Genomic DNA, 11,364 nt, shown 5'->3' on the forward strand with positions numbered 1-11,364 from the left:
CCCTCACCCAGGCGCGCTGTGCGCATCTGCTGCTGCGCACCGGCCATCTGGAGGAGGCGTGCGGAGCCTGGGAGGCCTTCGTGACCGGCCGGGAGCGGCTGCGCTCGGGGGACGCGGAGCGCGCGCTGCGCGAGATGCGGCGGTCCCTGCGCCCCTACCGGGGGCAGCCCCGGGTGGCGCGGCTGCTGGCCCGGTCCGGGGTCCCGACCGGGGAGGGCGCGTTCTGAACAAAGGTTTCACCACCCGAGGCCCTCCGGGTAGTTGACTTGTCACCCCTCGATTCCTACGGTCACTCACAGGAATGATCGTCGGGACCGATGGGCGGGAGCACGCCATGGGCAGCGGAGAGCGAACGACGGTGACGGCCGGCGGCGGAGCCGGCCATCCGACCGGTTTCGGCAACGAGCACAGCAGCGAAGCCGTCCCCGGCGCCCTGCCGGTCGGCCGCAACTCCCCGCAGCGCGCCCCCCTCGGGCTGTACGCGGAACAGCTGAGCGGCAGCGCCTTCACCGAGCCGCGCGCCGCCAACCGCCGCTCCTGGCTCTACCGGATCCGGCCCTCGGCGGCCCACCCCCCGTTCACCCGGATCGGCAACGGCGCGCTGCGCGGCGCGCCGTTCGACGACACCGTGCCCGACCCCAACCGGCTGCGCTGGGACCCGCTGCCCGCCCCGCCGGCCGGCACCGACTTCGTCGCCGGGCTGTGGACCCTGGGCGGCAACGGCGACATCCGGCAGCGCACCGGGATGGCGGTGCACCTGTACCACGCCAACACCTCGATGACGGACCGGGTGTTCAGCGACGCGGACGGCGAACTGCTGATCGTGCCCGAACGCGGCGAGCTGCTGCTGCGCACCGAGTTCGGGGTGCTGCGGGCCGGCCCGGGGCACATCGTCCTCATCCCGCGCGGGGTGCGGTTCCGGGTCGAACTCCCGGCGGGCGAGGCGGCGCGCGGCTACATCTGCGAGAACTACGGCCGGCCCTTCGTGCTGCCCGACCTGGGCCCGATCGGTGCCAACGGGCTGGCCGCCGCCCGCGACTTCGAGGCGCCGGCCGCCGCGTACGAGGACATCGAGGGTCCGGTCGAGGCCGTCACCAAGTTCTGCGGCAACCTGTGGGCGACCACCTTGGACCACTCCCCGCTCGACGTGGTGGCCTGGCACGGCAACCATGTGCCCTACCGCTACGACCTGCGGCGCTTCAATGTGATGGGCTCGATCAGCTTCGACCACCCCGACCCGTCCATCTTCACCGTGCTGACCTCCCCCTCGGATACCCCCGGCCTGGCGGGCGTCGACTTCGTGGTGTTCGCCCCGCGCTGGCTGGTGGGCGAGGACACCTTCCGGCCGCCGTACTTCCACCGCAATGTGATGAGCGAGTACATGGGGCTGATCGAGGGCGCCTACGACGCCAAGGCCGAGGGCTTCGTGCCGGGCGGCGGCTCGCTGCACAACATGATGTCGGCGCACGGCCCGGACCGGGAGACCTTCGAACGGGCCAGCACCGCCGAGCTGGTGCCGGCCAAGGTGGCCGACGGCCTCGCCTTCATGTTCGAGACCCGCTGGCCGGTGACCCTGACCCCCGCCGCGGTGAACGAGCACCGGCCGCAACACGGTTACGACAATGTGTGGGAGGGTCTTCAGCGGCACTTCACCGCCTGAGCCCCGACTCCCGGAGCGCGCCGTGACCGTCTTCGCACCCGATTCGCTCGAACCGAACCGCAAACTGCCCCTGTGGTACCAGGTGTCCCAGTCACTGCGCGCCTCCATACTCGGCCGCCCGCCGCAGGCACCGCTGCGGCTGCCCACCGAGGAGCAACTGGCCGAGCACTACGGGGTGTCCGTGCTCACCATGCGCCAGGCGCTCAAGGAGCTGGAACTCGAAGGGCTGATCAGCCGGCACCGGCGGCGCGGCACGTTCATCGAGCCGGCCGCCCGGCCCGGTTCACCGGTGCGGCTGCTCGGCTCGGTGGACGCCATCGTCGCCCAGCAGTCCGGGGAGACCACCACCTTGCTGGAACACGGCCCGGTCCCCGTCCCGGTGGAGGTGGCCCCGCACTTTCCCGGCCTGGCCGAAGTGGTGGCCTTCCGGCGGCTGCGGTATGACCGGGAGAGCGGTGAAGCGGCCAACTGGGCGGAGAATTTGCTCCACCCGGAGGTCGCCGCGCGCATCACGCCCGCGGATCTGGAACGCTGGCCCATGACCCGGGTGCTGCGGGATGTCGCGGGAGTGACGGTGGGCCGGATCGCCAACACGGTTCAGGCTCGGCTGGCTGACCCGACCACCTCGCAGCTGCTCGCGGTGCCGCTGCTGAGCCCGATCCTGCACATCACGGGGGTGGTGTACGACGAGAAGGGACGCACCGTGGATGTCGCGCGCATCCACTACCGGGGCGACCGCTTCTCCTTCGCCGTATCGGTGGACTCCTCCCCCGAGTGACGCGTGAGTGACCAGGCGGCTGGTACGGACGTGACGTTCCGTATCAGCCGTGACTGCCGAAGAGCGTACGCCGCAGCCTCCGCAGCGGGGTGAACAGCCGCACCCGGGCACCACGGGTGGTGGTGCTCCTGGCGGACTGCCGATCCCGCGTTGTCAGCTCGCGCATCAGCGTGGTGGCCTCTTCGGTCTCGCGCGCCGGCACGGCAGGTCCGGACAGCACGCTCAGATGGCGTTCCAGGCGCGTAGAGCTTGCGCCGCTCCCGCAATCGATCGCAGGCACTCGGGGCCTGCCGCGTGTTATCTGCTCCATGACTCTCCCACCCGTACGAGGGCACCCGGTCCGGGCAGAGTAACCCTAACGCCCCCCGAGTGCGCGTGGGTATCCCGGTCCCAGGATTCACCTTTCCCCACAAGGGTGTTGACGAACATCGCCCTTGAGCTGTTTTGCGACAGAAATCCGGGTGCGGCGGCGCCCCGGCCCGGTCATCATGGCGGACATGACCCACCGTCCCCCGCCCGCCGCACCCGGCGAGGAGGCCGTTCCGCCCGTCACGATCACCGACAGCACCGCGCCCGCCGACATCGTCGACATGCTGCTGGTCAGCGAATTCGCCTCGGGACGGCTCCCGTACGCGCGCAGCCGCCGGCTGGAGAAGGTCCGCAGACACCATCTCCTGCTGCCCGACGGCGCCGAGGTCCTGCGTACCGTGCGCGGTGACGACACCTACGCGGTGCTCGCCACCGGGCCCGGCTGGATGCTGCGTTCGCGCCGCTGGACGTACGGCGCCCAGGTGACCGTGATCGCCGGAAGTGATGAACTCGCGCAGCAGATCCTCAAGCAGACGGTGACCGGTGCCGAGGAGCCGCCGGACGCCGATCCGGGCCGGGTGAGCATGGGTTTCTGGCACTACTCCCCCGGCGGACGCGGCGCGGTGCGCACCACCCGCACCATCGCGGCGGAGAGCTGGGAGACCGCACGCGCCGGGTACTCGGCACCGGTCGCCCGGGCGATGGACGACCTCATGGGGGTGACCGCCGCCGATGTGGCCGGGCGCCTCCTGCTGCTCCACGGACCGCCCGGCACCGGCAAGACCTCCGCGCTGCGCACCCTGGCGCGTTCCTGGCGCACGTGGTGCCAGGTGGACTGCGTCCTCGACCCGGAGCGGCTGTTCTCCGAGGTCGGCTATCTGATGGACGTGGTCATCGGCGACGAGGACGAGGACGAGGAGGACGACGGCGCGCAGGAGCTGAGCTACGGCGAGGAGCACGAGCCGGCCGGTGCCCCGGGCGACGGGGCCGCCCGGCGGGACCGCTGGCGGCTGCTCGTCCTGGAGGACTGCGACGAACTGATCCGGGGCGGCGCGAAGGACGCCACCGGGCAGGCGCTGTCCCGGCTGCTGAACCTGACCGACGGCCTGCTGGGACAGGGCCGCCGGGTGCTGGTGGCCATCACCACCAACGAGGACCTGGAGCGGCTGCACCCGGCCGTGGTCCGTCCGGGACGCTGCCTGGCCCGGATCGAGGTCGGACCGCTGACCCGCCCGGAGGCCGTGTCCTGGCTGGGCACGGAGGAGGGCGTACCGCGCGGGGGCGCGACGCTGGCGGAGCTGTACGCGCTGCGCCGGGGCACCGGTCCCACGGCCGTGGAGGGCGGGCCGTCCCGCGAGCCGGCGGGCCTGTATCTGTAGACCCATGGACATCACGGAGCTGAGGGAACGCGCGGCGGCCGGTGAACGGCTGAAGTATCTGTGTTTCTGGGGCCACCGGCCGCAGCGGGACGGCAGCGTGGGGGCCGGGTGCCTGAGCCAGTGGTGGCCCGCGCCGTTCACGGTGGCGGGCGAGGAGTACGCCACCGCCGAGCACTGGATGATGGCGGGCAAGGCCCGGCTGTTCGGGGACGAGGAGGCCCGCGCCCGGGTGCTGGCGGCCCGGCACCCGCGCGAGGCGAAGCCGGCCGGGCGCGCGGTGCGCGGCTTCGACGAGGAGCGGTGGCGGGCCGAGCGGTTCGGCATCGTGGTGGAGGGCAGCGTCCACAAGTTCGCCCGCCATCCCGAGTTGCGCGCCTATCTGCTGGGCACCGGGTCGCGGGTGCTGGTGGAGGCGAGCCCGGTGGACCCGGTGTGGGGCATCGGGCTGGCGGCCGACGACGAGGGGGCGCGCGACCCGGCCCGCTGGCGGGGGCTCAATCTGCTGGGTTTCGCGCTGATGGCGGCGCGGGAGCGGCTGCGGGCTCCGTCCCCGGCCCGGTAGCGGCGGCCCCCGGGGTCCCGGCGGGGCGGCGGGCGGCCGAGGCGAGGGTGCTGACCAGCAGGGCCACGGCGGCGACGGCCAGCATGGCGTGGCGCAGCCCGGTGTGTTCGCCGAGGAGTCCGAGGGCGGGCGGCCCGGCGAGGAAGGCCAGATAGGCGATGGTGGCCACGGCGCTGACCCGGGCGGCGGCGTGGTGCGGGCTGTCGCCCGCGGCGGAGAGGGTGACCGGGAAGCCGAGGGCGGCGCCCAGGCCCCACAGCACGACGGCGACGGCGGCCAGGGCCGGGTGCGGGGCGACGACCACGACGAGGATGCCGATGGCGGCCAGCACGGCGCTGCCGCGGACCACCACGACCCGGCCGAGCCGGGCCAGTACGAACTCGCCGCCGAACCGGCCGGTGGCCATCGCGGCGGCGAACAGGGTGTAGACGAGCGAACCGGTGGTGGCGTCGAGGTCGTAGCCGTCCACCATGATCAGCGGCAGCCAGTCGTTGGCGGCGCCCTCGGCCAGGGCCATGCCGAGCACGATGGCGCCGAGCATCAGGGTGCGCGGTTCGCGCCAGACGGCGAGCCGTTCGGCACGGCTCAGGCGTGGCTCGTCGGCGGCGTCCGCGCCCTCGCGGCCGGTGCCGGGGGGCATCTGCCGCACCGCCCAGGCGGCGGCGGGCGCGCACAGCGCGCTGATCAGCCACAGATGCCAGGAGACGGCGAAGTCGACGCCGGTCAGGGCGATGCCCCCGGCGGCGCCGACGACGGTGCCGGCGCTGAAGCAGCCGTGCAGGGCGGGCAGGACGGGGCGGGAGAGCGCCCGTTCGACGGCGGCGCCCTCGATGTTGACGGCGATCTCCATCAGCCCGCTGCCGGAGCCGAAGATCACCAGCCCGGCGAAGACCAGGCCCGCCGCGCCGGTGGCGGCGCCGGTGCCGACCAGGACCGGGCCGAGTACGACGAGGGCGATGCCGGTGCCGGCGACGGGCCGGCCGCCGAACCGGGCGACCAGCTGGCCCGAGCTGAGCACCCCGAGCATGGCGCCGAGGGAGAGCCCGAGGATCACCAGGCCCATACCGGCGGTGGAGGCCCCGATGGCGTCCCGGATGTCGGGGGTGCGGGTGATCCAGGACGACATGGTGACGCCGACGATCACGAACAGGACGAAGAGTCCGGCGCGCCAGCGGCGGACGCCGTCGGGCGAGGGCTCCTTCCGGCTGGTCACTGGCCTCTCCCGGTGGCTCCTCGGTGCTGCGGACGCCGGATCAGGCTGTCACGTGCTGCGGGGCGGCGGCAAGAACACCGCGGGGGCCGCAAGGCCGCCGTGGCGCACTGTCAGTTTCCTGCCGAGTGGGGCCGGGAGCGTGGCGGACCCGCGGAGAGCTGCGGGAGCATGGCCGGGCACCACCTGCACATCCATCCGATGACCCGCGCCCGTGACCGCGCCCGCGGATCGGGTGCTCCCCCACAGCAGGAGGGTTCACGTCCCCATGAGAATCCGTTCCGTCCTCGCCGCTCTCGCCCTCACCGGTGCCGCGCTGGCCGCCGCCCCGGCCGCCGCGGCCGCCCCCGTGTCCGCCGGTTCTGACGTCACGCCGTTCGCGACCAAGATCACCCACGCGCAGGCCACCTCGATGTTCCAGGCGGTCGGCATCACCTGGTCCTCCTCGGGCGGCTGCTCCAACCGCAATGTGTCGACCTGTACGTCGTTCGACCAGCTCAATCTGGAGACCGCCCAGGGCGCCCAGACGCTCAAGCGGGCCAGTGGCTGTGCCCTGAACATCACCGGCGGTACGGAGACCGGGCACGCGAGCGGCACCTACAGCCACTGGAACGGCTACAAGCTGGACTACGGGCTGAACACCTGCATCAACAGCTACATCACCAACAGCTTCACCTACATCGGCAACCGGAGCGACGGCGCCGCCCAGTACCGCTCGGGCTCGGGCAACATCTACGCGCGTGAGGGCAACCACTGGGACGTGACGTACTACAACTGCGGCGGCTGCTGACGACCCGTCCGGCGGTACCCCCAGCGGCTCCGGTGACAGCGCGTCACCGGGGCCGCTGTGCCGTGGCGGCCGGTACTGTCCGCGCCCGTGTGCGATCCCCGGCAATTTTCCGCGCGCGAAAGTTCCCGGAATCTACGCCCGTTGAACCAGGTCAGCGCCGTTTTCACTGGACTGGGCCACGGCCGGGTACCGAAGTCCCTTTACGCGTGACCGGTTCGTGTGCGTGACTGTTGGCGCGCACACTTCAAGACACCGGAACGCATCACCCCGTCCCCCCACACGACGACGCGGCGGCCCGGCGTGCCGCCCTGCCCCACGACCGCCGGACTGCTTGATTCGCTCTGTGGCACTCACCCCACATCTCTGTGCCAGGAGGTAGTACATGTCCATCCGATCCCGCGGCGCCGGATCCCGCCGGCGCCGGCTGACCCTCAGCGGCGTGCTCGCCGCGTCCCTCGCCCTGCTCGTCGCGCCGCTGACCGCCACCAGCGCGACCGCCGCCGACGCGGCCGACGCGTCGGCCGGTGAGCCGACCACCCTGGAGGTGGGCGAGCTGAGCCCCGGTCAGGCCTTCATGGGCGCCGGCGAGCTGGCCCACGGCGACACCCCGCAGGAGAACGAACGGCAGTTCGTCCCGTTCGCCCCCACCGACGGCGTCCAGGGCATCGACGTCTCCCACTGGCAGGGGTCCATCAACTGGACCTCGGTGCGCAACTCCGGCATCCAGTTCGCCTGGATGAAGGCCACCGAGGGCACCTCGTACCGCGACCCCAGCTTCAACACCAACTACCCGAACGCCTACTACGCGGGCGTCATCCGGGGCGCCTACCACTTCGCGCTGCCGAACTCCTCCAGCGGGGCGACCCAGGCCAACTTCTTCGCCTCCAACGGCGGAGCCTGGTCGGCCGACAACCTCACCCTGCCCGGCGTGCTGGACATCGAGTCCAACCCGTACGGCGCCCAGTGCTACGGGCTGTCCACCACCCAGATGCGCAACTGGATCCAGGACTTCTACAACACGTACAAGTCCAGGACCGGCCGTGACGTGGTGATCTACACCTCGCCCAGCTGGTGGAACACCTGCACCGGCAGCTGGAGCGGGATGGCCAGCCAGAGCCCGCTGTGGGTCGCGCACTGGACCACCGCCAACAGCCCGACGCTGCCCGGCGGCTTCAGCGTGCACACCGTCTGGCAGTACACCGACTCCGGCTCGGTGAGCGGCATCTCCGGCGCCGTCGACCGCGACCAGTTCAACGGCTCGCGCGACCGGCTGCTGGCGCTGGCCAACAACACCCGGTAGCACCACCCGCACCACCCGCAGGACCCGCCCGGGGGAGCCGGCCCCTACCTCCGGCTCCCCCGGTGCTCTCCTCCCCTCCCCCCACCCGCCCAGCCCGAAGGAGATCCCATGTCCGATGCCGATCTCACGCGCCGCCGCCTGCTGCTGGCCGGCTCGGCCGGCCTCGCGGCCGGCGCCGCCGCCGCGGCCCTCTCCGGCACCGCGCACGCCGCCCCCCGGGCGGCGGCGGTCGAACCGGACATCGATGCCACGGCCACCTGGGGCGCCCGCCCGCCGGCCGGCACCATCTCGGTGCTGGACAACCGGCCCGTCAAGATCATCGTCCACCACGCGGCCGGCCCCAACAGCACGGACTACTCCCGCGCCCAGGCCCACCACCACGCCCGCTGGGTCCAGGACCTCCACATCGACCAGAACGGCTGGTCGGACACCGGCTACCACTTCGTGGTCAGCCGGGGCGGCTGGATCACCGAGGGCCGGCACGAGAGCCTGCGCACCCTGCGCGCCGGGCGCGGCCTGGTGCTCGGCGCGCACACCTCCGGGCAGAACTACGACGCCATCGGCATCTGCAACGAGGGGGCCTACCACGACGGGGCCACCCCGCCGCAGGCCCAGTGGGACGTCCTGGTCAGCCTGTGCGCGTACACCTGCCAGCAGTACGGCATCGCACCCACCCAGCTGTACGGGCACAAGGACTTCAACGCCACCCTGTGCCCCGGGGTGCTGCACGACATGCTGCCGCGGCTGCGCACCGAGGTGGCGGCGGCCCTGGGCTGACCGGGCGCCCACCTCAGCGCACCACCGTCACCGACAGCAGTTCGACGCCGTCGTCGGTGCAGCCGGTCACGCCCTCCTGGGGCAGGAACAGCGCGTCCGTCTCGTCCGGCGGATAGACCAGCAGACCGGCGGCCGGCGCGGGGCCGCACTCCGGTGCCGGATAGTTCTCGGCCCGGGCGAGCCGCAGCCCCGCGCGGGCCGTCTCGCCGGGTGCCAGCTCCACCCGCTCCGCGTCCCCGCCCTCGGGGCCCCGCACGGCGGGCGCGCCGATCTGCTCGCCGCCCTCGGCGGTCAGCAGCGACACCCCGGGGTAGCCGGTCATCGAGCAGGTGGTGTCCCCCGTGTTGGTGAACACCAGGGTGTACATCACCGATCCGGCCCCGGCGTTGGGGTCCTCCACGGCCAGCTCCAGCGCGTCCGCCGCGCACACCGTCCCCGCCGATCCGGTGGTCCCGTCGGCCGGTCCGGACGCCGGCGGGCTCTCCCGCTCGTTCTCGCCGCCGCCCGGCTCCGGCTCCGGGTCCTGGTCCGGCTCGCGCTCCCCTTCCCGGTCCGTATCGCCGGTGGGCAGGACGGCGGGACCGTCCGACGGCGCGGTGTGCCGGTCGTCCGCGGGCGGTTCGGCGGCCACCGGCGGCTGCTCCCCGCCGCCCGAGCGCGCCATGGCGGCCACCACCGTCGTCCCGCCCGCCGACAGCACGACGGCCGCCGTCACCGCGATCACCCGGCGCCGGCGGCGCGCGGCGGCCCGGTGCCGCAGGTCCTCGTACCGGCCCGGCGGCGGATCGAGCCGGACGTCGGCCGCGCGGAACGCCGCGGCGATCTCCGAGGGCTCGTCCGGCTGGTCGGAATCACGTGCTGATCTCATGAAGTCCCCTCAAGGCCATGCGCAGTCGCTCACGTGCCTGGTGCAGATCACCTTTGACCGTGTTCGGGCGCCGGTGCAGCACGGCCGCGATCTCGCTGACCGGCAGGCCGGCGTAGTAGTACAGCAGCACCGGCACCCGCAGCCGCTTCGGCAGCGCTTCCACGAGGCTGCGCAGATCGAATCCCTGGTCGGCGGCCGGCGCGTACTCCCGGCGCCCGGCGAGCAGCCCGCGTACGGCGCTGCGCTCGTGCTCCCGTGCGCGCCAGTGGTCCTTGACCAGATTGGCGGCGACGCTGAAGAGATACGACTCCGGCCGGTCCACGGTGCGCCAGCGCGACCACAGGCGGGTGAACGCCTCCGACGCGACGTCGTGCGCGGTGGCGTCGTCGTCCACCAGCCCCCGGCACCAGCCGGCGAGCCGCGGGTAGAACTCGGTGAAGAACTCCTCTGCTTCGCTGTCCACGCCCCATGGACCCCGTTCCCCGGCCATCGGTTGTCACGAAAGGATAACGAAGCCGGGAGGTCGCGGGGCCGGAGGGTTCCTTGACCGCCGCGGGGCGCTCGCCCATGCTGTGCGGCGATGTCCGAAACCGGGCATCCGTAGCGAACGAGGAGACCCATGACCCACCAGGTTCGTGCTGTCGTCGCCCGGGCGAAAGGCGCCCCCGTCACCGTCGAGACGATCACCGTGCCGGACCCGGGCCCCGGCGAGGCGCTGGTGAAGGTCGAGGCGTGCGGGGTCTGTCACACCGATCTGCACTACCGCGAGGGGGGCATCGGTGAGGAGTTCCCCTATCTCCTGGGCCACGAGGCCGCCGGGACGGTGGAGTCGGTGGGCGAGGGCGTCACGGACCTCGCCCCCGGTGACTTCGTCGTCCTCAACTGGCGGGCGGTGTGCGGCCAGTGCCGGGCCTGCACCCGCGGCCGGCCCTGGTACTGCTTCGACACCCACAACGCGCGGCAGAAGATGACCCTGGAGGACGGCACCGAGCTGTCACCCGCGCTCGGGATCGGCGCGTTCGCCGAGAAGACCCTGGTCGCGGCCGGCCAGTGCACCAAGGTCGACCCGGACGCGTCGGCCGCCGCCGTCGGGCTGCTGGGCTGCGGGGTGATGGCCGGGATCGGCGCGGCCATCAACACCGGCGGGGTCGGGCGCGGCGACAGCGTGGCGGTCATCGGCTGCGGCGGCGTCGGCGACGCGGCCGTCGCCGGCTCGCGGCTGGCGGGCGCGGCCCGGATCATCGCGGTGGACATCGACGACCGGAAGCTGGCCACCGCCCGGCGGCTGGGCGCCACCCACACCGTCAACTCCCGCGAGACCGACCCCGTCGAGGCGATCCGCGAGCTGACCGGCGGCTTCGGCGCGGACGTGGTCATCGAGGCGGTGGGCCGCCCGGAGACGTACCGGCAGGCGTTCTACGCCCGTGACCTGGCCGGTACGGTGGTGCTGGTGGGAGTCCCGACCCCGGAGATGCAGCTGGAACTGCCGCTGCTGGATGTCTTCGGGCGGGGCGGGGCGCTCAAGTCCTCGTGGTACGGGGACTGTCTGCCCAGCCGGGACTTCCCGATGCTCGTCGATCTCTACCAGCAAGGACGGCTCGATCTCGATGCCTTCGTCACCGAAACCATCGCCCTGGACCAGGTGGAGCACGCCTTCGACCGGATGCACCACGGCGACGATCACTCATGCGCGTCAGTCTCGCATCACTCGTCCTGCCGGATCAGACGTGG

12 protein-coding genes and 1 pseudogene are annotated in these 11,364 nt (G+C 72.7%); 9 read left to right on the top strand and 4 right to left on the bottom strand.

The window, feature by feature from the left end; translation table 11 throughout:
* The 3 genes and pseudogenes from ACFV5N_RS17400 to ACFV5N_RS17410 all read left to right on the top strand — a co-directional run.
* A pseudogene (locus ACFV5N_RS17400) lies at positions 1 to 227 on the top strand (hypothetical protein); the annotation flags it as partial.
* 107 nt (positions 228 to 334) lie between these two features.
* Positions 335 to 1,660: a homogentisate 1,2-dioxygenase gene (gene hmgA / locus ACFV5N_RS17405; RefSeq protein ID WP_385600216.1), complete on the top strand. Its 1,326-nt coding sequence runs from the start codon at positions 335 to 337 to the stop codon at positions 1,658 to 1,660.
* A 22-nt stretch (positions 1,661 to 1,682) separates the two neighbouring features.
* Positions 1,683 to 2,438 (top strand): GntR family transcriptional regulator, encoded by a 756-nt coding sequence (locus tag ACFV5N_RS17410; protein ID WP_385600219.1) that lies wholly within the window; start codon positions 1,683 to 1,685, stop codon positions 2,436 to 2,438.
* Between the two features lie 43 nt (positions 2,439 to 2,481).
* On the opposite strand, the gene ACFV5N_RS17415 is transcribed toward ACFV5N_RS17410, so the two are convergent.
* Complete coding sequence (locus ACFV5N_RS17415) at positions 2,482 to 2,748, bottom strand: hypothetical protein (protein WP_375063544.1); 267 nt, start codon at positions 2,746 to 2,748, stop codon at positions 2,482 to 2,484.
* 187 nt (positions 2,749 to 2,935) lie between these two features.
* Between ACFV5N_RS17415 and ACFV5N_RS17420 the strand changes: the two genes are divergently transcribed.
* Complete coding sequence (locus ACFV5N_RS17420; RefSeq protein ID WP_385600222.1) at positions 2,936 to 4,126, top strand: DUF5925 domain-containing protein; 1,191 nt, start codon at positions 2,936 to 2,938, stop codon at positions 4,124 to 4,126.
* Positions 4,127 to 4,130: 4 nt separating this feature from the next.
* Positions 4,131 to 4,688 (top strand): NADAR family protein, encoded by a 558-nt coding sequence (locus tag ACFV5N_RS17425; RefSeq protein ID WP_385600224.1) that lies wholly within the window; start codon positions 4,131 to 4,133, stop codon positions 4,686 to 4,688.
* Here the strand turns inward: ACFV5N_RS17425 and ACFV5N_RS17430 are convergent.
* A complete protein-coding gene (locus ACFV5N_RS17430) occupies positions 4,621 to 5,901 on the bottom strand; it encodes an MFS transporter (RefSeq protein WP_385600227.1) in 1,281 nt (426 codons plus the stop codon). The two genes, ACFV5N_RS17425 and ACFV5N_RS17430, sit on opposite strands and share 68 nt — an antisense overlap.
* Positions 5,902 to 6,166: 265 nt before the next feature.
* Between ACFV5N_RS17430 and ACFV5N_RS17435 the strand changes: the two genes are divergently transcribed.
* The 3 genes from ACFV5N_RS17435 (at position 6,167) to ACFV5N_RS17445 (ending at position 8,765) form a co-directional block, all read left to right on the top strand.
* Positions 6,167 to 6,688 (top strand): hypothetical protein, encoded by a 522-nt coding sequence (locus ACFV5N_RS17435; protein ID WP_385600230.1) that lies wholly within the window; start codon positions 6,167 to 6,169, stop codon positions 6,686 to 6,688.
* 382 nt (positions 6,689 to 7,070) lie between these two features.
* Complete coding sequence (locus ACFV5N_RS17440) at positions 7,071 to 7,988, top strand: lysozyme (protein ID WP_385600233.1); 918 nt, start codon at positions 7,071 to 7,073, stop codon at positions 7,986 to 7,988.
* A gap of 108 nt (positions 7,989 to 8,096) precedes the next feature.
* Positions 8,097 to 8,765, top strand: a complete 669-nt coding sequence (locus ACFV5N_RS17445; RefSeq protein ID WP_385600235.1) for a peptidoglycan recognition family protein — start codon at positions 8,097 to 8,099, stop codon at positions 8,763 to 8,765.
* A 13-nt stretch (positions 8,766 to 8,778) separates the two neighbouring features.
* On the opposite strand, the gene ACFV5N_RS17450 is transcribed toward ACFV5N_RS17445, so the two are convergent.
* Both ACFV5N_RS17450 and ACFV5N_RS17455 read right to left on the bottom strand, forming a co-directional pair.
* Positions 8,779 to 9,633 carry a DUF4232 domain-containing protein gene (locus tag ACFV5N_RS17450; RefSeq protein WP_385600238.1) on the bottom strand — a complete coding sequence of 285 codons (855 nt, stop codon included), beginning with the start codon at positions 9,631 to 9,633 and terminating at the stop codon, positions 8,779 to 8,781.
* Positions 9,617 to 10,096 (bottom strand): RNA polymerase sigma factor, encoded by a 480-nt coding sequence (locus ACFV5N_RS17455; RefSeq protein WP_385600241.1) that lies wholly within the window; start codon positions 10,094 to 10,096, stop codon positions 9,617 to 9,619. Before ACFV5N_RS17455 ends, ACFV5N_RS17450 begins: the two co-directional genes overlap by 17 nt.
* Before the next feature lie 156 nt (positions 10,097 to 10,252).
* On the opposite strand from ACFV5N_RS17455, the gene ACFV5N_RS17460 reads away from it, so the two are divergent.
* A partial coding sequence (locus ACFV5N_RS17460) for an S-(hydroxymethyl)mycothiol dehydrogenase (protein WP_385600242.1) occupies positions 10,253 to 11,364 on the top strand: 1,112 nt, incomplete at its 3' end.

The sequence above is a fragment of the Streptomyces sp. NPDC059853 genome, from assembly GCF_042731495.1.
GTDB lineage: Bacteria > Actinomycetota > Actinomycetes > Streptomycetales > Streptomycetaceae > Streptomyces.